Origin of the sequence: Oceanobacillus sp. FSL H7-0719, from assembly GCF_045040795.1 — a bacterium.
GTDB lineage: Bacteria > Bacillota > Bacilli > Bacillales > Amphibacillaceae > Oceanobacillus.
The window spans coordinates 1,648,572-1,672,963 of sequence record NZ_CP150301.1; the positions used below are offsets into that span (position 1 = coordinate 1,648,572).

General features: G+C 38.3%; 19 protein-coding genes. 4 read left to right on the plus strand and 15 right to left on the minus strand.

What is annotated here, in order from left to right; genetic code table 11:
• Positions 1-12 precede the first annotated feature (12 nt).
• The 7 genes from NST93_RS08880 to NST93_RS08910 form a co-directional block, all read right to left on the minus strand.
• Complete coding sequence (locus tag NST93_RS08880; RefSeq protein WP_405103254.1) at positions 13-183, minus strand: hypothetical protein; 171 nt, start codon at positions 181-183, stop codon at positions 13-15.
• Positions 180-527: a hypothetical protein gene (locus tag NST93_RS08885; protein WP_405103256.1), complete on the minus strand. Its 348-nt coding sequence runs from the start codon at positions 525-527 to the stop codon at positions 180-182. Before NST93_RS08885 ends, NST93_RS08880 begins: the two co-directional genes overlap by 4 nt.
• Positions 515-1,393, minus strand: a complete 879-nt coding sequence (locus NST93_RS08890; RefSeq protein ID WP_405103258.1) for a DUF2157 domain-containing protein — start codon at positions 1,391-1,393, stop codon at positions 515-517. The genes NST93_RS08885 and NST93_RS08890 overlap by 13 nt, the downstream gene beginning before the upstream one ends.
• A 17-nt stretch (positions 1,394-1,410) precedes the next feature.
• Positions 1,411-2,580, minus strand: a complete 1,170-nt coding sequence (locus tag NST93_RS08895; RefSeq protein ID WP_405103260.1) for a DUF418 domain-containing protein — start codon at positions 2,578-2,580, stop codon at positions 1,411-1,413.
• Positions 2,581-2,822: 242 nt separating this feature from the next.
• On the minus strand, positions 2,823-6,554 hold the full coding sequence (gene addA / locus NST93_RS08900) for a helicase-exonuclease AddAB subunit AddA (protein ID WP_405103262.1): 3,732 nt from the start codon (positions 6,552-6,554) through the stop codon (positions 2,823-2,825).
• Entirely contained in the window at positions 6,554-10,042 is a 3,489-nt protein-coding gene (gene addB / locus NST93_RS08905; protein WP_405103264.1) for a helicase-exonuclease AddAB subunit AddB, read from the minus strand. Before addB ends, addA begins: the two co-directional genes overlap by 1 nt.
• A 231-nt stretch (positions 10,043-10,273) precedes the next feature.
• Entirely contained in the window at positions 10,274-10,933 is a 660-nt protein-coding gene (locus NST93_RS08910; protein WP_405103266.1) for a TVP38/TMEM64 family protein, read from the minus strand.
• Between the two features lie 187 nt (positions 10,934-11,120).
• Here NST93_RS08910 and NST93_RS08915 point away from each other — a divergent pair, with 187 nt between their 5' ends.
• Complete coding sequence (locus NST93_RS08915; RefSeq protein ID WP_405103267.1) at positions 11,121-11,513, plus strand: hypothetical protein; 393 nt, start codon at positions 11,121-11,123, stop codon at positions 11,511-11,513.
• Here NST93_RS08915 and NST93_RS08920 read toward each other — a convergent pair.
• Together NST93_RS08920 and NST93_RS08925 are read right to left on the minus strand one after the other, a co-directional pair.
• Complete coding sequence (locus NST93_RS08920; RefSeq protein ID WP_405103269.1) at positions 11,473-11,982, minus strand: competence protein ComK; 510 nt, start codon at positions 11,980-11,982, stop codon at positions 11,473-11,475. The genes NST93_RS08915 and NST93_RS08920 overlap by 41 nt on opposite strands.
• A 179-nt stretch (positions 11,983-12,161) precedes the next feature.
• Positions 12,162-13,157: a lipoate--protein ligase gene (locus NST93_RS08925; protein ID WP_405103271.1), complete on the minus strand. Its 996-nt coding sequence runs from the start codon at positions 13,155-13,157 to the stop codon at positions 12,162-12,164.
• A gap of 243 nt (positions 13,158-13,400) precedes the next feature.
• Here NST93_RS08925 and yhfH point away from each other — a divergent pair, with 243 nt between their 5' ends.
• Both yhfH and pepF read left to right on the plus strand, forming a co-directional pair.
• A complete protein-coding gene (gene yhfH / locus NST93_RS08930) occupies positions 13,401-13,529 on the plus strand; it encodes a protein YhfH (RefSeq protein WP_405103273.1) in 129 nt (42 codons plus the stop codon).
• 979 nt (positions 13,530-14,508) lie between these two features.
• Complete coding sequence (gene pepF / locus NST93_RS08935) at positions 14,509-16,329, plus strand: oligoendopeptidase F (protein ID WP_405103275.1); 1,821 nt, start codon at positions 14,509-14,511, stop codon at positions 16,327-16,329.
• A gap of 98 nt (positions 16,330-16,427) precedes the next feature.
• Here pepF and hemY read toward each other — a convergent pair whose 3' ends face one another.
• The 4 genes from hemY to NST93_RS08955 form a co-directional block, all read right to left on the minus strand.
• Positions 16,428-17,834: a protoporphyrinogen oxidase gene (gene hemY, locus NST93_RS08940; protein ID WP_405103277.1), complete on the minus strand. Its 1,407-nt coding sequence runs from the start codon at positions 17,832-17,834 to the stop codon at positions 16,428-16,430.
• Positions 17,821-18,768 (minus strand): ferrochelatase, encoded by a 948-nt coding sequence (hemH, locus tag NST93_RS08945; RefSeq protein WP_405103279.1) that lies wholly within the window; start codon positions 18,766-18,768, stop codon positions 17,821-17,823. The genes hemY and hemH overlap by 14 nt, the downstream gene beginning before the upstream one ends.
• A gap of 212 nt (positions 18,769-18,980) precedes the next feature.
• Positions 18,981-20,015 (minus strand): uroporphyrinogen decarboxylase, encoded by a 1,035-nt coding sequence (gene hemE, locus NST93_RS08950; RefSeq protein WP_405103281.1) that lies wholly within the window; start codon positions 20,013-20,015, stop codon positions 18,981-18,983.
• Between the two features lie 151 nt (positions 20,016-20,166).
• Entirely contained in the window at positions 20,167-22,326 is a 2,160-nt protein-coding gene (locus tag NST93_RS08955) for a transglycosylase domain-containing protein (protein ID WP_405103283.1), read from the minus strand.
• A 472-nt stretch (positions 22,327-22,798) separates the two neighbouring features.
• Between NST93_RS08955 and NST93_RS08960 the strand changes: the two genes are divergently transcribed.
• Positions 22,799-23,302, plus strand: a complete 504-nt coding sequence (locus NST93_RS08960) for an antibiotic biosynthesis monooxygenase family protein (protein ID WP_405103285.1) — start codon at positions 22,799-22,801, stop codon at positions 23,300-23,302.
• 72 nt (positions 23,303-23,374) lie between these two features.
• On the opposite strand, the gene NST93_RS08965 is transcribed toward NST93_RS08960, so the two are convergent.
• Entirely contained in the window at positions 23,375-23,860 is a 486-nt protein-coding gene (locus NST93_RS08965; RefSeq protein ID WP_405103287.1) for a thioredoxin family protein, read from the minus strand.
• 4 nt (positions 23,861-23,864) lie between these two features.
• Complete coding sequence (locus NST93_RS08970; protein ID WP_405103289.1) at positions 23,865-24,299, minus strand: disulfide oxidoreductase; 435 nt, start codon at positions 24,297-24,299, stop codon at positions 23,865-23,867.
• Positions 24,300-24,392: the final 93 nt, after the last annotated feature.

Here is a 24,392-nt window from a genome sequence, read left to right on the forward strand (position 1 = left end):
ATCTCATTAATTTCATAATCTATATATAGAGAATTCCCCTCTTGATAATGGTGTCTGAAGTTGTCTATCCTGCAGAAGCCTTATTTTCGTTCCATAATCATCAATTAGCATATGCTGCACAGCTAAAAGCAATAGCACAGCAGCCTGGACAAAGAGTAAAACATAAAATAGAATTCGTTTCATTCCTTTTCACTCCTTGTGCTTTCATTTACCAGCTTTCTTCGCTGTTTCTCAATATAAAAGCTAATTACAAACAAGAGAATTCCTCCAATGAAAAAGAATAGGGACCGATACAATGCATCCCAGGCATACTGGATATATACTGTAAATGTACTGGCAAGAAAAGCAACTGTACCAAGCAAGACAGACCTCGGATTATCCTTATAATTTCCAATAAAAATCCAGCCAAGTGAAAATAAGAATAAGACAATAATACCAATCAAATAAGACAGCGGCAGAAACATAACTGGTAAAAAGAGAATGAAATCTATAAGTTCTTCCTTTTGATTTTTTCTCAGCTTCCACACAATTCAATTCCGCTGATAATTAAAGCGAGCCATACAATAATAAAGCTCACCTCAAATTGAATCTCTTTATAAAACCAGCTGTCCTGAAGAGCAAACGTCTGATACATTCCAAAAATGAATATTGAAACAAGGCTAACCAGTTTTATCGGTGTACGCTCTGTTTCACTTCGAAGCAGACTGCTAATTAAATAGAGTGGCAGCATGAGCACAATAAACCAGTAATATTGTTCAAATATGCATGTTAACATAACAAGCATCTGAATTGTATAACCTATCGCAAATAAATAACTGTAAAGCCTCCTTTTCTCCATATAGATAAAGTAAGAAAAGCCAAGAAAAAACAGGAGCAGCAACAGCCAATTAAATTCAGAAAAAGCTGCACCATTATAGATTTGTCCTGCTGTCGTGACGAAAATTGCCACTGAAAATAATAAGGGGTGATGATAGATATAATAGAGAATAAGACCAATCAATCCCCAAATTAAAAACGGCCATGCTGAATAAATCGATACGTGATAAATATCTATCACTAAAAGAAATCCAGCCCCAAACACAATGTAGCCTAATACAATAAAGCTGATTCCGAATAGTTCATTGCGTTTTCGATGTAATATATCCCCTAGAACATAGAGGAAAAATGTTACAGCAATAATAAGGATGACCCGGGAAAGATGTGCTTGACGGGCCCAATCTGACATAATAAATGTTAAAAAGCCAAGCCCCGTTAATAATACAGCAAATAAAATAATAATATAATTTGGATTATCTTGTTGCTTTCTTTGTAAGATTTTATTTAATTGCTCATTCGTTATAATTCCCTCTGCTACCCACTTTTTCCCCTCTTGTTCCAGCTCTCGTTTTTTCATATCTCCCCCACCTCTGCTTATTTGCGAATCACTTGTTTCTTTTTATAACTTAGAGTTCGCCAAATCCATTCCAACGGGCCAAAGCGGAATCTTGAAAGCCACCATTTACTCCCAATTATTTGCAGGCTATAAAAAACAATAACAATTAAGATTGCAATGGACGGCTTAATAGAACCATATAGACCGAAACCAATGCCATAAAATAAAATGAAACAAAAGACAGATTGTAAAATATAATTACTTAAAGCCATTCTTCCAACATATTTAAATGGCATAACTATTTTTAATCCCAATGCAGATTGAGATATCAGTGTTATTAAAACAATATAAAAGAGAGCAGACGCTGCTCCGCCAAGATTATCCTGTAAGTAAGAAAGCCACAGTGGATTACCTATACTATATGGTCCCAGCTTTAATAATATAAATAAAAAGAAACTTATTTTCAGCAGTCTCCATAAGGTTTGCTGATGTTTCTGAGGTTCATGCAACCATTGTTTTCTTGCTATATACATGCCTAATAAAAATAAAGGCAACAACGTTATGATAAGTAAAATAAAAGCAATCCCAGAATTTGCGTTAGACCAATCCTGTAAATTTTGCCCCAATATGACAGACAGTTGTGTACTCGAGTAACTCTCTATCGCTTGTGAAATTGCTGTTTCATTTGCTCCCCCAAGCAGATAACGAACCTGGTAGAGACTGATTGTAAAAAAAGAAACACTTCCACCAAGAAGCAGCACGGCCCATAATAAAAGAGTCCGATCTTTTACTTCAATAAAAAACAATAGCAATAATCCAATTAACCCATAGGAAAGTAATATATCACCATGCCATATAAGAAAAGCATGAACCATTCCAATACCAACTAAAATAAGTTGTCTTCGGAATAAAAATGCAGCGTAGTTTATTCCTTTTATATCTAATCTATCTTTCATCAGCTGCCAGCTGAATCCATATAAGATTGAAAACAAGGTGTAAAAGCTTCCTTGAAAGAAAACATCAATGAGCATTTGTATGAACTGTTCTACTGGTTCACTCCAGGCATTCTCTGCACCGCCATACAAAAAGTAAGGTGCTGAAAAAGCACCAATGTTCACTATAAATATACCCAAAATCGCAAACCCTCTAACGATATCAATCCAGACAATGCGATTCTGTTCTTTTACAGGCATCAACTTATTATCCATCCTGTGCGCCTCACCCTTTACTTTCTTTATATATTTATCATTCAATACATTACACTAAAAATCCTGCTATATTCAACTTAATCTTAAAGGCATTTTATTAACTCGACTGCCGCAGCCTATCCGCTACATGAGTTTATCCTGGTCCTCATCTGCAATATCACAGCATAATGAATCCATGTTTATTCGGAATAAGAATGGCTCGTCCATATTATGTTGATGAACGAGCCACTTTTTGTTTAATATTAAGATGATTGTTTAGGCACTTCAATTAACAGCTGTTTGGAAAAGAAATATAAATAGGTTTCTTTCACAGGCTGTTTCCAGATCTTTTCGATGGCCTCCCGGTAAAGCGATAATTGAACTTGATATCGCTTAATCAGCTTTTTCTCTAATTCTGGAGTCAGCTCTCCATCAATTGAATCCGTCTTATAATCTAAAATAATCCAGCCATCTTCTTTCGGAATAAGACAGTCGATTACTCCCTGAATTAAGACCTCTTCCTTGCTGCCGTCCGCAAACTCCGGATAGATATCCTTCGCCTTTAAAGTCAAACTAAAGGGAACTTCCCGATAAATATCCTTTTGTTTCATCATATATTGTGCAATTTGCGTTTGGTAAAAAGCTTCAATTGCTGAAGCGTCAACTGCATCCGCTTCAGTGCGTGTTAATATCTCTTTGCTGACCGCCTTATCAACTTCATGCAAAATCTCTTCTTGATTTAAGGCTTTTTCTAACGGAATATGCTGCATTACAGCATGCATTGCTGTTCCTTTTTCTCCGGCACTTAACGTTTTCTCTTTCTGCATAAAGTTAGGCCGTTTCACTATTGGTGCTTTATAATTTTCTACTAGCTGATTACCACTATACTCGTCAAAAATCTCTTTTTGCCGTTTAATTTCTGTAACTGTCTGTTTTGCTCTTGTAACGGTTGCTTTTCGATATGGATATTCATAATCTAACCGAGTTTCTACATATTCGTTTAATGTTTCATTTTCAAGCGGGAACTGCTCCCAGTTTACGAGTCTCTTTCGCAGCCCTGCATTCTCTTGCTCCACATTTACAGTTAAATTTGTAAGCTCACTCGCATGAATCACCGAGATTTTCCACTTTGAGGGATCAGCAGTAATATCAGTCAAAAGCCCATCTGGCAGATTCCCATTTCGAAAAATCTCGTTTTGCTCATGACGTATTAGCGCCGGCCCTATCCAATCTAAATATGTTTTCATTTCCACCCTATAATGTGCCGGAAGTACCCAATCCTGATGTTCAATGATTTCCTGCCATTTATCTAGTTTCTTTTCAACAGAATTTACATTCCCAACCATCACCAGTTTTTCCTTTGCACGGGTGAGCGCAACATATAAGACACGCATTTCCTCTGCCAATTGCTCACGTAACTTTTGATTTTTCACTGCTTCGAAATAAAGAGTAGTATAGGAAATACGCTTTATCGGATCGATATATTTTGTGGCGAATCCAAAGTCTTTATGAAGAAGATATTTCCCTTTTAAATCCATCAGGTTGAACTGTTTATCTATCGCGCCCAGAATGACAATAGGGAATTCAAGCCCTTTACTTTTATGAATGGTCATAATTCTTACAACATCTTCCTGTTCACTAAGTGCACGAGCAGCTCCTAAGTCGTCGCCTCTCTCCTCCATTCTTTCAATAAAACGCAGGAAACGGAACAGCCCACGGAAAGTGGTAGCTTCAAAGCTTCTTGCCCGGTCATAAAGTGCACGCAGATTTGCTTGACGTTGCCTGCCACCAGGCATTCCGCCAACAAAGTCATAGTAGCCTGTCTCTCGATAAATCTCCCAGATTAATTCAGATAAAGCTCCCTCACGTGAAGCGGTGCGAAATTCGATCAGTTTATGAAGGAAAAACTTCGCTTTATCAGCCGTTTCATTCGTATGAGATTTTTCATAGTCCTGTAAAGCCTCATAAAAGGAACCTAAGCGATTTTCCAGCCGGACTTTTGTCAACTCATCTTCATTCATGCCGACAATAGGTGAGCGTAAAACAGATGCAAGTGGTATATCCTGTCGCGGATTATCAATCACTTTTAATAAACTAATCATAATTTTAATTTCTATTGCTTCAAAGTAACCTGTTGCAACCTCAGCATAAACAGGAATGCCCTGTTTCTTTAATTCATCAACAATCGTTGGAGCCCATGTCATGGAACGCATTAAAATAACAATATCACGATACTGTGCTGATCGCTGGCGACCTGTTTCTTTATCAACTACTTCAAAAGGAGCGACATCATCCTCTTTACCAATCCATTGCTTGATTTTTGCTGCATAAGCCCGCGCCTCGAGTTGTGCCTTTTCAAGATCCTGAAAGTTTTCTGCTTCCTCATCTTCCGGCTCTGGCTCTTCTCCCTTTTCTCGGTCAATTAATAGTAACTCTGCTTCTGGATCTGGCAGCGGGAAGTCATTATAACTCATATTTCCATAAATCAGCTCTGCATCTTTATCATAAGCAATTTCGCCAAGCTCCTCATCTAGTACCTGTCTAAAAATATAATTCGCTCCGGCTAGCACTTCCTCCCTGCTTCGGAAATTCCTTGCGAGATCAATCCGTTTTCCTGGGTCTTCCTCTGTTGCAAATCGTTTATATTTTTCTATAAAGAGATTTGGCTCGGCATGTCGGAAGCGGTAAACGCTTTGCTTTACATCGCCAACCATAAAGGTATTCCCTGGTCCCTCTTGTTCACTTACTAAACGAATAATTGTTTCTTGTACAAGATTCGTATCCTGATACTCGTCAACGAGCACTTCTTTAAATTGATTTTGGAAATGAAGCGCTACGCTTGATGGTACTGGCTCTGTTTCGTTTCCACTATCATCGAGTAAAAGCTGTAAACAATAATGCTCTAAGTCTGAAAAATCTACAATTGCTTTTTCACGTTTTATTTGGGTAAAGCCTTGATTAAATTGCTTTACAAGCTCTGTTAGTTTTTTTACAACTGGGTATAACTCACGCATATCTTGAATATGGTTCTCTAGTGCACGATTAAACCAGTTTTTCGTCATGTCTTCCCATTTCTTCTTATAGTTTTGACGCAGTTTTTTTACAAGTTCCTTTTTATCTTCATTACAATCCATCTTTTTCCCTGGAAGTCTGCCAAATTTATAGGCACTCATAAACTTCTGCAGATCTCCCCAGGAGTCAAGGTAACTTTCTGCTTGTTCTAAGCCTTCAAGCTCTTTCATAAGCGTATCAACATATCCGTAAGGCCCATCAGCTTCCCTCGCAATTTCCAATGCCTGCTGCATTTGTTCCCTCAGACCTGTAAACTTGCTTTTTACTTCATATTTAAGTATCTCAAGAAATTCGAGTTCTTCCTCCTGCCAGTTTTCTGGTATATTATAAACGGCCGCTAAGGAATCCAGCCATTGTTCCGGCCATGGATTTTGAACGGAGAATTCATACAAGTCCAATATCAGTGACTCTACCTCAAGATCACTGCGATCACTGGAAAAGCGGTCGACTACAGCAAAAAACTCATCTGCACTTTCAGCTCCGTACCATACTTCAAATAAGTCATCAAGGACATCTTGTTTAATTAAATCAATTTCCATTTCGTTTGCAATTCTAAATCCCGGGTCAATATCTAATAAATACGCATATTCTTTTACAACATTTAAACAGAAGGAATGCAATGTTGAGATAGAAGCGCGCTGCAATAGTGATAATTGCTTTTTTAAATGAATCGAACTTGGATCCTCTGCTAATGCTTTTTCCAATGCACTGCCAACACGATTGCGCATTTCCTGAGCAGCTGCATTTGTAAATGTTACAACAAGGAGCGCATCGATATCCATTGGATTTTCCTTATTTAAGAGCTTCTGGATAATTCTTTCTACCAGTACAGCCGTTTTTCCTGAACCAGCTGCTGCAGCTACGAGAATATTGCTTCCTGATGAGTAAATTGCATCTTCCTGCTCTTTTGTCCACTGTACCATTAGTTTTCCTCCTTCCCTGCTATTTTTTCAAGTACTTCCTGTTCCTTCATATCCTTTAAACGATGGAAGCTATTTTCTTCTAGCCCTGTATCAAATTGGCAAACAGAGAGGAATGGACAGTACGTACAAGCTATTTGTTGTTTATATTGATATGGATTCAGCTCTACAGATCCGGCAGTAATTTCAATGCCAGCATGGTGGATGAGCTGATGAATATATTTTTGTAAATCATTAAAGGTTTCGCTGTTTGCGACCTGAGATGAACTATAAAAACTTCCATCTTTCTTTAAGGCAACAGGCAGCATATCACTATAACCTGTTTCTAAAGCAGTATCCATTTTCCTTACGATTTGTTCGTCCGAAAGCAGAAGCCCCTTCATTTTATATTTCTTAAATAATTCTTCTTCAATTTTCATTGCCTCTAAATCAGGTTTTTCACTAATCATTGGGTTATGCACATGGAAGTAAAGCACACCAGCCGGTGTCGCTTCCATGCCCAGCCAGGATTCTGCTTGAGAGATGACAACATTTAAATAAGTCAGCATCTGCAAGGCCAGTCCATAATATACTTCAACTAAGTTCAAACCTCTTGAGCTAGATTTATAGTCAATAATCCGCAAAAAGAGTTCATCTTGATTAAGTGCCTTATCAACCCGGTCAATTCTTCCTTGAAGAATCAACTCAAAACCATTTGGCAGCTGCATCGTTAATGGATCTAATTTATCTCTTTCTCCAAAGCCCAGTTCAAGGCCCACCGGTGAGAAATTACTCTGTCTTGCCTGCTCACTCAATATATATGTGGCTCTGGAAATTATTTCTTCCAGCTTTTGCTGAATATATTTATAGCGATTTGAGCTGTGCAAGATCTGATGTTGTAAAATTGGAGCTAATCGGCCAATAGCTCGATTTGCGTAAGCAGTAGAATCCTTTTTTGTCAGCTGTGAAAAGTCTCTGCCCTCTACCTGAATCCATTCTGTAATAATCTTTAATGCTTCATGGAAGAGCTGGCCAATATTTGGTGCATCCAGTTTATAAGTCTGGCGTTCATTTAACTTCAAGCTGTACTTTGCAAAGTGCTGATAAGAACAGCGATAATACGTTTCGAGCCTGCTGACACTTGCTTTAATTTTCTTCGGATAAAGGTTTTCTACCGTCTCCTCCGATAAATCAATCGGCTTATTTTCATAAAAGAGTCCTTGCAATACACGATAGGCCGTACTATGCTTCGGCTCATGCCCTACATACCAATTGAGCACATGCCACCAAACATCTGATAACGGATAGCCCCGGCGATGTCGTGCAAGCTGAGCAGTTAGTGCAGATCTTGTTTTTCCTGGAGTTGTAATAAACCTTTTCGCCTCAACAAGCTCATCAGGGTCTTGAAGCAGAATATGCTCTTTCGTGTCAGGAAAAAGATCCTCAATACGTTTAATAAGCTGTGAAGGCATTTTTCCTTTACCCTCTGCATCACTTAATGTATAGCTGATTTTTAAACTTTCTTCAGCCACTGTAAAGGCTAAGTACATATAGAAATTATCATCAAGCAATTGTCTTACACTGTTTTCCGCAAGCGCAATGCCATTTTCTTGCAAAAGCTCTCTTTCTCGTTCATTGATTATTCCATCTGCTGGCGGCTTCATTGGCCATATACCATCATTTACCCCTAAAAGAAAGGCGGTTTTGACTCCTCCGATTCTAGAACGATCTATCGTGCCCACAATTACGTGGTCCATACTTGGCGGCACATGAGCAAATTCCAAGGTTTCTAAACCTGCATGCAATGATGCTCTGAATACTTCAAAACTTAATGTTTCTTCCCCTGCCATTTCCACTAATTCATCTAACACTTGGATGACTGCATTCCAGACCTGCTCTTGCTCACGTGCTTTTTCAATTTCTCCTTTTTCATCATAATCTTCCCTGAGTACTTCAAGCCGCCTCGGTGCACCGACTTTTTCTAATAGGTGATATAAAATAGCACAGCGTTCCCTGACTGTAACAGCGCTTCTAATCTCTTCATCAAAGTCTTGCAAAGCCGTAACAATCTGTTTGCGGTACGCATTAATACGTGTCTGTGTCGCCTTTTCTGCATCTGTTTGACTCGCTTGTTCAAACCCGCGAAAGCGTTGGAATTTCCATTCCTCTTCACCAAACCACCGCTCTCTTGTACGAATACCATATTCCAGAATATAATTTTCCAATTCATCAATTGCATCTATTGTTAATGGATATTTTTTATCTGTCTGTGGGATAAATCCTGTTTTTAATACGCGAAACACAGTATCATAACGCCAGTTACCTTCGACAACATCAAATATGGAACGAATAAATTCGATCAGCGGATGATGAAGCATTGCTCTTTTTTCATCAATAAATACTGGGATACCATGATCTGTAAATACTGTTTTTATAAGTTCGTGGTATACCTCTGCCTCTCGCATGAATACAGCAAGATCACGAAAACGATAATCGTCTTCTCGAACAAGTCGGAGAATTTCCTGAGCCGCACCTTCTACCTCAGCTCGTGGGTGTACTGCTTCTGCTATTTCAATTGGCACATTTCCTTCAAAGGCTGGTGCAGGCCGCGTATCAAAATACTTTTCTAAATGGAGAAAATAAGTTTTATCCTTTAATCCTCCATTTTTGGGTTCGAGCATGAGATGTTCATCAAGTGGTATCTCATTTTCCTCAGCAATATCCATCAGTTTATGATAGGTTTCCTTTGTTTGATAAAATAAATCGAGTTCGTGCATCGCTTCGTTTGGATCATCTAGCGTAAGCGTTACAGTGACACTTTTACATTTATTCAACAGCGCTTCTACGACAGTCAGCTCATTTGGTGTAAATTGATGGAAACCATCCAAATATATTTCTGCATTTTCAAGATAACGCGAGATTTTGATTTTCTCAGCAAGCAGCTGCAACTGATCTTCACTGTCTATATATTGATTCTCCAGGTTTTTTGTCAGTCTATCATAAATATAAAGGAGATCTTTCAACTTCTTCTCAAGCGAAACTTCAGTAGGCTCTTTATGTACAAACTTGTCCATATGCGCAAGCTCGAGCTCAAGCATCTCAGGAGTAATCTGATATCGTTTAAACTCTGTAATCATGCCTTCAAGCTGTTCCAAGAAACCTTGTTTTTCTAAAGCCTTTTTAAAGGTAAGCCAATCACCTTGTTTCTCCTCAATTATTTTCCGCAACATCATTTGAATTCCGACTGAACTGATAAATTGCCGTGTTCCTCCTCCAACTTCTTGCAAGATTCTCCAGGCTAAGCGGGAAAAGCTGGCAACCTGCGCACGGATACTCCCTTGTATGCCTTCATCAGTAAATAATTCCTGTTCCTGCTGAAAGGTCATTTGGTCTGGTACAATATAAAAAATCGGTGCTCCAATTGGGCTCTCCGTTAATTTTTTTCTAATTTCACTAAGTACAATCTCACTTTTATTTGTTCCTGATCTTCCGGTAATAAATCGGATTCCCATAAAGCCCCTCCTTATTCGTTTTCTAATCCATTTATTCATGCAGCACTACATTTTTTAAAGTTCATCTTGCTAATTTGATGCCTGCTTCTCTTTGACACCAATGTTACCTAGGCTTTTCATCCACCTAGAAACAAGAGACATTCGGCGGACTCGAATCCAACGCGAACGAGCTGTTGTTAAAAAGAGCTCTTATCTCCATCATATCAGAGATAAAAGCCCTATCCTAACGTTTTATTTCTTATCCATATCGGGATAATTCTTTTCGACAATTCTATTCTGCAATCTTCTTTCTAAATATTTTCCTATGCCCCAGAATAAACCAATTCCGATAAGCACTACAATTGTTTTCATTGGATTTTTCGCAAACTCCATAATAGAAGAACCAACATAGGAAATAGAGAATATCATCACTGTTTTTCCAAGAAGCACTGCTAAAATAAATTGTTGTGAGCTGACCTTTGAGAGTCCTGCTACCACGTTTATGACAGCTGATGGTGAAAAAGGAAAACATAACAAAAGGAATAACGGACCAAAACCGTGACGTTCTACCCAGTCTGTTACGCGAGAGACCTGTTTATTGCTTATTATTTTTCTTTCCACCCATTTAACATTTCTCAGCTTCCTAATAAGATAAAAGACAATAATAGCTCCTGCGCTCGCACCAATCCATGAATAGAGAAATCCTTCTAATAGACCGTATGCAGCCGCATTTCCCAATACAAATACAATTAATGGCAAAAACGGTAAAAAGGCTTCAATAAATGGCAATAAGATTCCTGGCAGCGGGCCAAGTCCTTCGTATTGATTTAATAGCTGTTGAATAAAATCATCTAATTCCTGGCTCTCTAGTTTGGTTCGCCAGTTCTGAAAGGTAATGGTGTAAAGTAACATTTAACTCAATTCTCCTCAGTCTACATAGCACACGTTTCCTTTATTTTAAAGTATTACGCTAAAAATGCCTAGTAAAATAGAGATTAATTTGCCACTTTCTCTTCATAATATATTTTTGTAGTTTTTTTTTCACTTTTAGCATATAATGAAACGGAAACACACGTTCTATTTATAAGGAGAGTTGATTATGCGTTTTCTAACTGAAGAGGAATATGCAATTGCCTCAAGATTTCTTTTTCTTTCAATGGCCATCGTGGTAATCAGACAGGACATTTCCCATGTTGAAAATGGTCCCTTTAAAATCAAAGAGCCATATCTGGGACTTTTAAAGAAAATAGAATCTCAAACATTGGAGGAGCGCAAAGAACTAAGAAAGGTAATGAATAAACAAAAAATTGATGTAGTCACCTTGAATAAGAATGACTCCTTTTCTTCCTTTTTATTTCTTTGTCAAGGCCGGGAAGAAAAACGCAATTTTTTTAATCCTTCCATTCGCAAAAAAGTTGAAGCAATTATAGAAGAACATCTGTCTAATGCCCCTAAAATGGTTCAAACTCAAGCTGATTCTTTATATACTTGATACGATTATCAAGTAAAAATCTGAATTGTGCGGTGCGGCGTATTTGATTTAAAATCGAACCGTAAGAAACATCCAGATTAACTTCTTTACCATTTTTAAAAAGTATCTCTGTTCTGCCTTCATCTGTTCGACTAATTCTATCAACATGAGAGTGAGCAATCCAGGAGCATTTGGGGCTAGTCGGGGAGTATGTAGGAAAGAAATACATCCCACTTGCAGGATCAATCGAGACGGGAACTTTATGAGTTAATCCGCATACATCGCGGGTGCCCTCCTGTCTCCCTTTCAGACTTGATCCGAAGAACTTACACGCTTCATCGATGAGTTTACTTGGGGAGTTATTACTAATGTACTCTATCTTTTCCTCTAAAATATAACTGATAGACTTGCCTCCCTCATCACGGCTGGAGATAATTGCCATTGTTAAAGGAGTTATTTCATGAGCACTAGTGAAAAGTTGTTTTTCCATAAAGTTTCTTCCCTTCTAATAAATTGAAGAGAAAGTGGCTTATAGATTCATAATAACAAAGACCCAGTAAAAAGGAAAGGGAAAAAAGTAAATTTTAAGAAAAGTTATATTAATTCCTCAATATACCTCCTGCTCTTTCCCTTTCTTTGATTTTCAATGTAATGGAACAGAAAAATTAATTAATATAACAGGTTAATAAAGTCTTCTTTTGAAATTTTGCCCAAATAATGAGAAACAGGGAAATCTTCAAGTGCTTCATCAATTACTTTTCGATCATGACGCAGACCAATCAGTTTATTTTCAAGTTCAGCAACTTCGCCAACACCAAAGAAATCACCAAAAATAGTACAATCTTCAATCAATCCATTTTTCACATTCAAGCGGACATCAACAAGACCTGCTGGAAATTTATACGATTCTTGGATATTAAAAGCAGGAGACTTTCCATAATTCCATTCCCAATTTTGATAACGATTCTTAGAAATCTCATAAATATTATCCCAATCCTCTTGTGTAAGCACATATTCAGGAACATCTTTTACATCTTCCACATCAAATACATGTTTTAGGATTAGCTCTTTAAATTCATCCATCGTTATTTCTTCTTCAAGAAACTCGCTGATATTAGCAACCCGGCTTCTTACAGATTTAATTCCTTTTGATTCAATTTTAATTTTTTTCACCTTAAGTGCCCTTGAAAGCTCTTCAATTTCGGAATTCAGCATTAAAGTACCATGACTGAACATACGCCCTCTTGTTGAAAACATCGCATTTCCAGAAATTTTACGACCATTTACTGCAAGGTCATTTCTTCCCTGCAATTCAACTGGAACACCTTTTTTATTTAAAGCATCTACTATCGGCTGAGTGAACTTTTGAAAGTTTTGGAAGCTTTCTCCGTCATCCTTTGTAATGAAACTGAAGTTCAGATTTTGTTCATCATGATATACTGCCCCTCCACCTGAAAGACGACGAACAACCTTTATGTTGTTAGCTTCCACGTAATCCGTATTAATTTCTTCAATTGTATTTTGGTTGCGCCCAATAATAATTGAAGGTTTATTTACGTAAAAAAGTAAATACGAATCCTTTTCACCAAAATTTTGTAAAATATATTCTTCAATTGCAAGGTTAATCATCGGATCTGTAATCCCTTTATTGTCGATAAACTTCATGTTAGTTCCTCCTCGTTTGTTTCATTCCCATTATTAGTTTAATGCAAAAAAATTCTTAAATCAATGAATAGCAAGGATGAATTCCCTTTACCTGCTGCTATAATACAGTTTACATATGCATCCATTAGAGCTTCTATAAAACAAATTTAAAAATGTTGTAACACAGTATTGACACAACACATACTGTTATATTACAATGGTTTTAATTACAAATTAACAAATAAACATATGAGGAGGATTCACATGCTTGGTCTAGTTGAGTTTTTCAAGAGCTTACCGAAGAAAAAGTGTCACCAATGCGGAAATAACATTGTTGAGAAAGCAGATTGTTATGGCAATGTTTGTGATGAATGTGATCACCCTGCACTGTAATTACAGCACATATATTTGTTTATTTCGTTAGTTTACACTCAATATTTTTAGTTTCTATCTGTATTACAACACCATATTTCTCTCATTGACAGCTATAAATAATAGCTGTCCTTTTTTATTTAACACAACTTTCGCATGAATTAATTGTGTAAAGGTACCTTATCCTATCATTCTTTCAAGACTTCATGCATGCAGAAAGCTTCTAAACCGTATTTTAAGTGAACTCCTGATTATCTTAATTCAGTACTTTGCAGACTCCTTTGGACAATCGCAGCCCGAATACACTTCGCTTTCCAGGGGCGGCTGGTGAGTCACTCGTGCTAATGCACTCGCAGTCTCACCGAGGCCTTTCCTCCCCTAGGAGTCTCCGTGTATTCGGGTTGCTTCGTGCTGATTAGCTTATTTTGCATTCTAATTATAGTTATAAAAAAGTGGCTCCTTATCTTAAGCTAGCAGCTAAAATGTCTTTATGTGTATACATTAAAATAGTCTCACAGAAATAAACTTGCATATCTGCTGCCAAAATTCAATGAAATAACTATTTGTTTATCCGGGGAGCATTCCAAATGCCCCAAGACTCCTGCAGGAAGAGAGGCCTAGATGAGACCATGGAGTGCATCAGCACGGAAGGGGCTCATCAGCCGCCTGCGGAAAGCGAAGGGGCATTTGGAATGCGGACCTTCAGCAGGATAATCAAACAGCAAAACGAACATTACTCTGAATTAAGGTAATCAGGACTTTGTATCGAAACCTGACTGCTTTAATTCAGAGCAATGCTTGCTTAAGAATCGCACCCGTTAAAATCGAGGGTATTCGGACTGCGGACTTCCATTAAAATAGAAAGAAAGTAAAACGAAAGAAATCCTAAATTAATCAGCATTTTAACTCAAAATAAATTTTATTTCACTTGTGTGAAAGTTAAGTTAAATGTATTATAATTACTTAGAGTACCGAAATAATAAGTACAGGGGGAAATTTTATGACGACTAGTACAGCGAAACCTTTTAAGCGTTCGGAAGTACCTGAAGAACAAACATGGAAGCTGAAAGATTTATTTTCAAGTGAAACGGAATGGGAAGAAGAACTTGCTGCTGTTCAAGCCGATGTGGACAAAGTAACAGCGTATAAAGGAAAAGTTTTAGAAAATGCTGGAGCCCTTTTAGAAGCTATTCAAACACTTGAAGCATATCAGCAGCAAGTTATTCGTGTAGCAGTTTACGCGAGCCTAAAAATCAGTGCTGATGGTTCCGATCCAGCGAATCAGGCAAATGCGGCTAAAGTATCCAGCACAATGGCAAAAATCAATGCAAAGCTAGCATTCTTCCGTTCAGAACTAAACGAGCTTACAGAAGAAAAAACTGCTGCGTTCTTAATGGCCGAGCCTGGATTAAAGGCATATAATAAATTCCTTCAGGATGTACTTGAGGAAAATGAATATAAACTGGCACCTGAAATTGAAGAAACACTAGCAGCACTCAGTGAAGTACACGGAGCACCGCATAACATTTACCAACGTACAAAAGCTTCAGATATGCAGTTTACATCTATTAAAGATGCGGCTGGCAATGAGCTTCCAATGTCTGAGGCATTATACGAGGACCGCTATGAATTTACAGCGGATACGACAGCAAGAAGAAATGCCTATCAATCTTTTACAAATACATTAGATCAATATAAAAATACCTTTGCTGCCGTTTATGCAACAGAGATTTCAAAGCAGGTCACTATTTCCAAGCTTCGGAACTATTCATCTGTAACAGATATGCTGCTTGCACCACAGCAGGTTACACAGGATATGTATCACAATCAGCTCGATGTCATTGGAAAAGAACTTGCACCACATATGCGCAAATATGCAAAATTAAAGAAAGAAAAGCTTGGGCTGGATGAATTGCGTTATTGTGATTTAAAGGCACCATTAGATCCAGATTTCAATCCTTATACAAGTTATGAAGAAGCTTCAGAAACAATACTGAATGCATTAGAAGTGATGGGTCCTGAATATAGTGAAATCATGAAAAAGTCACTTGAGGAGGGCTGGGTTGATCGTGCCGATAATATCGGCAAAGCAAATGGGGCATTTTGCTCCAGTCCGTATGGCGTTCACCCATATATTTTAATTACGTGGACAGATACAATGCGCGGTGCATTCGTGCTTGCACATGAAATGGGACATGCAGGCCATTTCTACTTGGCGGGAAAAAATCAGTCCCTGCTTAATACACGTCCTTCCACTTATTTCGTTGAAGCACCTTCAACATTAAATGAGTTATTATTAGCTGAACATCTGATGGAGCAAACAGATGATGTTCGAATGAAGCGTTGGGTGATTACACAATTACTTGGAACATATCATCATAATTTCATCACTCATTTACTTGAAGGTGAAATGCAGCGCCGAATTTATCAGCTAGCTGAAAACGGTGTTCCCTTAACAGCGGATGTACTATGTGAGCAAAAACTGGAAACAATTAAAAACTTCTGGGGTGACAGTGTTACGTATGACGATGGTGTCGGCTTAACGTGGATGAGACAGCAGCACTATTATATGGGACTCTATCCGTACACTTACTCTGCAGGTTTAACTGTTTCGACCGCAGTTGCCCAAACAATTAAAGTAGAGGGACGTCCTGCAGTCGACCGTTGGCTTAACGTGCTAAAAACAGGCGGGACATTGAAACCAGTTGATTTAATTAAGCTTGCAGGCGTGGATATGTCAACACCTGATCCAATTAAAGTTGCCGTTGATTACGTAGACTCACTCGTAGATGAACTTGTCAAAAGTTATGAAAATGAATAAGTTTTGTCAACAACAGATTTAAAGAGTGCCTTCCACAGGCGCTATGCCTGACACACTACTAAAAAGCAGCAGGCGGAAATTCCGTCTGCTGCTTTAATCTATTGTTTTACATATTTCAACGCTTCTATTGCAGCTTCTTTTCCATTTGCAATACAGTCTGGAATACCTGCCCCGTCATAAGAACTCCCTGCAATTTGCACCCCTGCAAGTTCAGATGCAAGCTGTTCGCGTACACGCGCAACAAGCTCGTTATGACCTACATTATATTGTGGGCGTGCATTTTTCCACCGAGTAACAACTGCAAATTCAGGATCAGATTTTATCGTCATTACTTGCTGCAAATCTTCAAGTACAGATGCAGTTAATTCGTCATCTGTCAGCTCCATAAATTCCTGCTTGTGTGGCTGACCGACATACACACGAAGCAATACCTTGCCTTCTGGCGTAGTAGTTGGCCATTTTTTATTTGTCCACGTACAAGCCGTCATCTCGATTTCACCTTCACGAGCAACCTGGAACCCTGTACCTTCAAGCTCATTTTCGATTGCAGCTTCATCAAATGCCATAACAACATTAGCTGTAGAAATTGCAGGTATTTGCTCAAGTTCCTTAGCAAATGGATAACCTGAAAGCATCGCTGGCACTGCTGTGTGCTGGGTGGCAATAATTACCGCAGCAGCTTCAAGCTTATCTCCATTATTTAATACAGCTTCATAGCTTTGTCCTTTTTTCTCTATCTGTTCTACTGCTGTTTCTAATAAAATTGTTCCATCCGCAAGTTCTTCTTCAAGATGATAAATTAAAGTTTCTAATCCTTCTTTAAAGGAGAAAAACATGCCGCCAGCTTTTTTAGGTTTATCGCCTGCTTGTGCTGGTGGAAAGCTCGCTTGTAAGCCTGCCATCACACTGCCGTATTTTTGTTCCAATTGATAAAATAAAGGGTATGTTGCCATTAGACTCATTTCATCAATATCACCAGAATGGATTCCGGAAAGCATTGGTGAAATTAAGCGGTTCACTGCCTCATCTCCAAAGCGGCGGCGCATAAACCTTCCAAGAGATTGCTCCTCTGCTTGCTCTCCCTTTTCAATTGCCGGTTCGGCAAGCGCACGCTTTTTCCCTTCTTCTGTAAAAATTTCAGTTTCCAGTATAGCTCTCTCTTCTTTAGGAACCCCCATAAATGTTCCGGCCGGCATTTTATGTAATTTGCTGTCTGCAAGAATATAAGACTGGCCCGTTTCATTAAATATCATTTCTTGCTGCAGTCCAAGCTCTTTCGTAAGCTCCATAATCGCTGGCTTACGGGATAGCAGTGAATCAGGTCCCTGTTCAATCGTATAGCCATCACGCTTCATTGTTCTAATCTTTCCTCCAAGCCGCTCACTTGCTTCGATAAGCTTCACTTGATAAGGAAGGTTCAAACGCTGAATTTCCTTTTGTAAATAAAAGGCGGCGGATAAGCCTGTTATACCGCCGCCTATTATTAATATATTACGCGTTGACATTCGCATCACGCTTTTCATGTTTTAAAATTACATTTGCTAAAGTTTCTATGAATAATGGATCAACGTTCGGCATTTCTGGGCGATAGTATTTCGCACCAACTTCATCACATACAACTTTACATTCGTAATCATTATCATACAAAACTTCTAAGTGATCCGCAACGAAGCCTACTGGCGCATAAACGAATGAACGATAACCTTTTTGTTCATATAAATCACGAGTTAAATCCTGAACATCTGGTCCAAGCCATGGATCTGGGGTATTTCCTTCACTTTGCCAGCCAACTTCATAGTTTGTAATACCAGAAGCCTGAGAAATTAACTGAGCTGTTTCTTGCAGCTGCTCTGGATATGGGTCACCATTTTGTAAGATTTTTTCTGGAAGACTGTGTGCAGATACAATTAATACTGCTTTTTCACGTTCCTCTTCAGACATTCCATCGTAAATGCCTTTGATGCCTTCAGCCCAGAATTGAATAAATCCTGGCTCTTTATACCAGTCAATCACTGAAGTCAGTTTAATACCATGCTTCTCAGCTTCTTCTGCAGCACGCTCATTGTATGATTTCACACTGAACGTTGAATAATGCGGTGCTAATACAATTGAAACTGCTTCTTTAATGCCATCTTTATTCATCTCAGCAACAGCATCTTCAATAAATGGAGCAATATGCTTTAGGCCAATATAGACTTTATATTCTACATTGTCCTGCGATTCATTAAGTTTAGCTGCAAGTGAATGTGCTTGATCTTCTGTAATCTTCGCAAGCGGCGAAACACCGCCAATTGCTTTGTAGCGATCTACTAAATCCTGCAATGCTTCTGGTTCAGGTTTCCTTCCATGGCGAATATGTGTGTAATAGGCTTCAATTTCCTCTTCTTTTGTTGGAGTACCATATGCCATTACTAATAAACCTTTTACTGTTTTTCCCATGTTTCTACACCTCAATTTTAAATTTAATCCAGTTCAAAATCAGTATTGCCTAATTGAACGCGATTGATAAAGTGAAATTTAACTTTATGAAAATGTTACGATGACGGTTAAATAAACCGGGCTTAAACTGGAAGCTGCTATCTGCCTTTGAGAATCTAACTGCCAATTAAACCGCGATAAGATACCTTCTTATACAAATCACACAATCCATCTTAGCATTTGCTATACTCATGGATAAGATTCGTCAGTTTTTTCAACACTTCAGGTTTAATTTCTGGAGTGACACCATGCCCTAGATTAAAGACATGTTTTCCATGCTCCATTCCTTCATCCAGAATGCCTTTTGTACGTTTTTCAATATTTTCCCATTCCGTAAGCAAAATAACGGGATCGAGATTTCCTTGCACTACCTTCGTTACACCCATTTGACGTGCCTCAGTAATCGATGTTCTCCAATCCAGACCAATTACATCAACAGGAAGATCATTCCACTCTAAAAGCAGATGACGCGCGCCCACACCAAAGATAATCAATGGAACATTGTGCTTTCTTAACTCTGAGAAAATCTTTGTCATAACTGGTTTAATGAATACACGGTAATCCGGAGCATTCAATGAGCCAACCCAAGAATCAAAAATTTGAATTGCTTTGGCACCTGCTTCAACCTGTGCATCAACATACGTAATAATCATATCTGCTAATTTATCCATTAACAAGAACCAAGTTTCCGGTTCACGATACATTAATTTCTTTGTTTCATGATAATTTTTTGAAGGACCTCCTTCAATCATGTAGCTTGCTAACGTAAATGGAGCACCACTAAAACCAATAAGCGGGACTTCCAGCTGTTCCTCTGTAAGCAAACGAATTGTATCCAGGATATATGGGATGTCGGCTTTTGGATTTATTGTTCCAAGCGCCTCAACATCTTGGAATGAACGAATTGGATTATCGATCACCGGACCAATTCCAGCTTTAATTTCCACGTCTATCCCAATAGCCGGGAGTGGTGTCATAATATCCTTATACAGGATGGCTGCATCTACTCCGTAATTTTCAACCGGAAGACGAGTCACATATGCACTAAGCTCTGGCTGGTGCGTAATCTCGAATAAAGAATACTTCTTTTTTATTTCACGATATTCTGGCTGTGAACGTCCAGCCTGACGCATAAACCATGCCGGCGTATAGCTTGTTTCTTCACCACGGTACGCCTTTAAAATAGTATCATTCATTTTCTTCGACATGTATTTCACCCTTTGTAAGATGTTGTTCAAAAAGACTTGTTATTCACTTTTTGAATACTCACTGTAAATACTGCTTTTACCAGTATTAATTATAACCATTCTAATCTACACTGTACACTAAAGCGACGTTTTGTCACTAATTTGTCTTAATTTAGGGGGTAAGTTCAACTGTTTCAGACTTCTCGCTTTCCAATTTCGTCAACGGATCATAAGTTACAATATAATACTTATCATGCTTAAACAGCGCATTATTTATGATAAACTCTGTCTCCCCTGTTACTTCACCAACACGTTTGTCAACACCAGCACGTTCCTCATAGACTCGGTATACTGCCCGTTCATCCCGGATTCCTTCCCAAGTAAGTCTTGCCTTAACAAGAGAGAGACTGCCAAATTCATATTCTGCAGTTACATTTTTTACAGGTTCGATATAAATCGGCTTGGGCAATGAATCAACATTTTCAGGTTTTGTAAACTCTTCCTTTAATGTGCCAACCTGGTCAATTTCCGATAATATATCCTTCGTTAAACGGGTTGGGTATGAACTTCCTCCAGTTAGATAATGATCCTTATCAGATGTATCAAAGCCCATCCATGCAGCCATCACATACTCTGGTGTATACCCAACAAACCATGCATCTTTTACCTGGTTCCTTACATGGGGATGCTGTGTCGTTCCTGTTTTCCCAGCTAGAGCCTTAGAATATTCATTATTCCCTGTCCTTTTTTCAACAGCTTCAGAGAGTATTTCTGTCATATTCCAAGCCACCTGTGGGCTAAAAACTTCCTTTTCCTCCTGGACCGTTTCGTAAATAAGTGAATCACTGCTATCATAGATACGTTCTATTACATAAGATTCGACAAATTTCCCTTTGGATGAAAAAGTCCGGTAGCTTTCCATCATGTCAAGAGGTGTAACACCTTCACTCAAACCTCCCAGCGCTATAGCCAGACCTTCATCAACAATTGTCATATCCATTTTCTCTAAATAACTTTTAGCATAATTCACTCCAATTTGGTCCAGCAGCCAAACCGCAGATACATTTTTAGATTCAACAATGCTTTCATACATACTGACCGTTTTTGCATAAACACCATCTACATTCGCAACGGAATAACTTTCATTCACACTTCGCTCATCTGGCAGCAGTGTGTATGGAGTATACTTATCTGATTGCATCAGCGCTGGTCCATATACAGCAATTGGTTTAAACGTTGAGCCCGGCTGTCTTTTTAAAGTAGCTCGATTCAAATCGCCAAGCTGATAGTTTCTCCCGCCAATTGTTGAGATAATCTTTCCAGTCCCTTGTTCCATCATAACAAAGGCACCCTCTGTACCTGTTGTATTTCCGGGGAAATAATCATCTTCTCTAAACTTGTCGTAAGCTACTTTTTGAATCATGTCATCCATGCCTACAATAATGCGATATCCGCCTCTTTTTAAGTGATCAATCGAAATTTGCTGTTTTTTCTGCGCTTCTTTAATCACCAAATCAACATAGCTATCTGCCCAAGGATTATTTTTTATTTCCTTCCGTTCCAACCCTAATGTTTTTCTTTGTTCAAATTGCTTTGTCTCAAGAGAAATCATCTCCGCATTCTCCATCGCTTCAAGAACAACATTCCTTCTATCCAGCGCTTTCTCTGGATAATTAATTGGTGAATAACCATTTGGCGCTTTTGCTAAACCAGCAAGCATCGCTCCTTCAGCAATTGACAACTCACTTACATCTTTTGAAAAGTAGAATTCTGCCGCTGTTCCGATTCCATAAATCCCATGTCCAAAATAAATTTCATTCATGTATAGTTCAAGTATTTCTGTTTTTGAGAGATTCCGCTCCAAATAGAGAGCCGCCATTACTTCTTTTCCTTTGCGGGACCATGTTTTATCATTGTATAAAAATAAATTCTTGGCAAGCTGCTGTGTAATTGTGCTTGCCCCCTCCACTTTACTCATAGCAATAATATCACGGTATACTGCACGCATTACGGATTTCACGTCAATACCTGCATGGTCATAAAAGCGGCGATCTTCGATTGCAATATAAGCATTTTTTACATGCTCAGGGATTCGATCAATCGCTGCATATTTTCGATTTTCATTATAAAGCTCAGCAATTACTTCTCCGTCAGCCGTCTCGATTGTCGTTGTTAAGTCAAGAATAAGCTTATCCTCTTCTACAACAAGACTTCCGAAATAAATAATAAAAGCATAACCAATTACACCTAATCCAATAATAGACAAAATTGTGATTAAGCTCCATTTTAGCTTTTTATTCATTGACGATATATACCTTTTTATTTTATTCATTTCTCCACCTCAACCTCTATAGAATTATACGATACTTTGCGACAAGCTCAAAGAAATTGCGTAGCAAATCAGCATTCCTTCCTATAAACTGACATATTTCTGTCATAAAACGCTAACTAAACATACACGGCAATAATCTTTTGTATTAGGTGCTTTACACAAAAGTGACGTTTTGGAAAAACAGAAAAATCATTCCCCAATTTTGAGTTGTCATTAGATTTAAATGCGGGGAACAATGACTTGAATTCTTTCATTTGGATATTCAAGTGGCGTCTGGTAATTTGCGATTTTGGTCTTTCAGCTGCCTGGAAGATAGGCTTAGGAGAGACTGCGAGTGCGGCAGATTGAATTTCATCCTGTATTTGCTCTATTCTTATACGAAGTTAATGTGTGAACAGAACTTCATAAGCGTATGTGTACCCATTTTCGGGTATGATAGTAGTAAGACATTTGCTGGAAAGGGGAAGATAAAATGAAAGCTTATATGACAACAGGCACCATCGATTTTTTAAAAACACTTGAAGAAAAGTATTCTGGCATTGCCCTTCGACTTATGTATAATTCGGAAGGTGGACTTGCATATTATGAACATGTGGATAAGACGGTTTTCCAATCAGGCCGAGCCTATGAAATTTTAACAGCTGCTGGTGAAGTACTGGAAACTGGATATATTGTCATGAATCATATCCCGGTTCCAGAAGAGAGTCAGCCTGTATTTGAAGATCGCTTTATCAATAGACAGCATACAGTAGAAACAATGCCTGGTTTTCAAGGTTTTCGTCTTCTTAAACCTAAACGCGGGAATACATATGTCGTGCTGACACAATGGGCATCAGTTAAGGATTTCGATAACTGGAAGAATTCCGCTGAATTTGCTGGAGCACATAAAAAGCAAACAACTAAACCCCCAGCACACTTTTCAGAGAAACCATATGTAACCACTTACCTTATGTACACAGAAGAAGAGGATAACTAATAAAAAAAGCTAGCTAATTTCATTGAATTAGCTAGCTTTTTATTCCTTACTGCGCACGAACGGGCTGCATCCCTATTTTTCTTCATCCAGAACATATTGGTTAAAGAACTCTTCATATTCTTCTTTTGGATATTGCCCTTCTAGACGTGCTATTTCTTTGCCATCTTCATAATGTACAAGTGTCGGTGTAGATTGAATTGCAAATGGTGCTGCCTCTTGACCAAATTCAAGTAAATTCAACTTAACCATATCAACATCCATTTCTTCCGTTAATGGCACTAAATATGGTGTCGTTTGCTGACAATACACACATGTCGGACTATAGAAATAAACCGTAGTTGGTTCACCGCTATTTACTTGTTCAATCAAATCATCTGGCAAAATCTGATTTTCATACAATGGATCACCTATCTGATCGATAGTCGCTTGTTCGAGATTATCTGTTCCATAAGGGTTGTCCCCCTCTAATGCCTTATTATTTTTATGATTGAGCGCAAAGAACAATGCAATAAATAATACAGCAATAACAGCTATAATAATCGTTATTTTTTTTCCCATTCGTTTAGTTCCTCCTCATTTCTTTCAGCAGAATAAGATGTACAACAAAAATAACCATAAATGCTATTCCCGCCATGAACGGAATCGTAATGAAACCAAAATAATTGACGTAAATCGCATTACATGGAACGCCCCCAGTACAGGATCCTCCCAATTCTTGAAAAGCTGAGACTTTTTGGACAAGATAATGGTAGGTTGAGACTAACATTCCAATTCCACTCAAAAACAACCCTGCAAAGCTCATTTTTACATCTTTTTTGAACAGTGCTGCACCATAAATAATTACCAGCGGATACATCAGAATACGCTGATACCAGCATAGTTCGCAAGGGATATATCCCATGACCTCTGAGTAAAATAAGCTACCTGTAGTTGCCAGAAAAGCTTGTACCCAAATAAGCAATAACAGGTTTTCTCCCTTTTTAGTTAATTTCTGCATAGAATAATTCCCTTCTGCAATATTTCAAAATTAATTATACGAATGGGTTATTCAAAATACAACTTGTATGCTTGAAAATGGTAAATTCATTTC

Excerpts from the sequence above, each read along its gene's own strand:
- hemE (WP_405103281.1), bottom strand. The coding sequence starts at position 20,015 with ATGTCGAAGAAAATGAATGATACTATTTTAAAGGCGTACCGTGGTGAA.
- yhfH (WP_405103273.1), top strand. The coding sequence starts at position 13,401 with ATGCTTGGTCTAGTTGAGTTTTTCAAGAGCTTACCGAAGAAAAAGTGT.
- NST93_RS08920 (WP_405103269.1), bottom strand. The coding sequence starts at position 11,982 with ATGGAAAAACAACTTTTCACTAGTGCTCATGAAATAACTCCTTTAACA.
- NST93_RS08895 (WP_405103260.1), bottom strand. The coding sequence starts at position 2,580 with ATGGATAATAAGTTGATGCCTGTAAAAGAACAGAATCGCATTGTCTGG.
- NST93_RS08960 (WP_405103285.1), top strand. The coding sequence starts at position 22,799 with ATGAAAGCTTATATGACAACAGGCACCATCGATTTTTTAAAAACACTT.
- NST93_RS08910 (WP_405103266.1), bottom strand. The coding sequence starts at position 10,933 with ATGTTACTTTACACCATTACCTTTCAGAACTGGCGAACCAAACTAGAG.
- NST93_RS08880 (WP_405103254.1), bottom strand. The coding sequence starts at position 183 with ATGAAACGAATTCTATTTTATGTTTTACTCTTTGTCCAGGCTGCTGTG.
- pepF (WP_405103275.1), top strand. The coding sequence starts at position 14,509 with ATGACGACTAGTACAGCGAAACCTTTTAAGCGTTCGGAAGTACCTGAA.
- addA (WP_405103262.1), bottom strand. The coding sequence starts at position 6,554 with ATGGTACAGTGGACAAAAGAGCAGGAAGATGCAATTTACTCATCAGGA.
- NST93_RS08965 (WP_405103287.1), bottom strand. The coding sequence starts at position 23,860 with ATGGGAAAAAAAATAACGATTATTATAGCTGTTATTGCTGTATTATTT.
- NST93_RS08890 (WP_405103258.1), bottom strand. The coding sequence starts at position 1,393 with ATGAAAAAACGAGAGCTGGAACAAGAGGGGAAAAAGTGGGTAGCAGAG.
- NST93_RS08955 (WP_405103283.1), bottom strand. The coding sequence starts at position 22,326 with ATGAATAAAATAAAAAGGTATATATCGTCAATGAATAAAAAGCTAAAA.
- addB (WP_405103264.1), bottom strand. The coding sequence starts at position 10,042 with ATGGGAATCCGATTTATTACCGGAAGATCAGGAACAAATAAAAGTGAG.
- hemY (WP_405103277.1), bottom strand. The coding sequence starts at position 17,834 with ATGTCAACGCGTAATATATTAATAATAGGCGGCGGTATAACAGGCTTA.
- hemH (WP_405103279.1), bottom strand. The coding sequence starts at position 18,768 with ATGGGAAAAACAGTAAAAGGTTTATTAGTAATGGCATATGGTACTCCA.
- NST93_RS08915 (WP_405103267.1), top strand. The coding sequence starts at position 11,121 with ATGCGTTTTCTAACTGAAGAGGAATATGCAATTGCCTCAAGATTTCTT.
- NST93_RS08970 (WP_405103289.1), bottom strand. The coding sequence starts at position 24,299 with ATGCAGAAATTAACTAAAAAGGGAGAAAACCTGTTATTGCTTATTTGG.
- NST93_RS08925 (WP_405103271.1), bottom strand. The coding sequence starts at position 13,157 with ATGAAGTTTATCGACAATAAAGGGATTACAGATCCGATGATTAACCTT.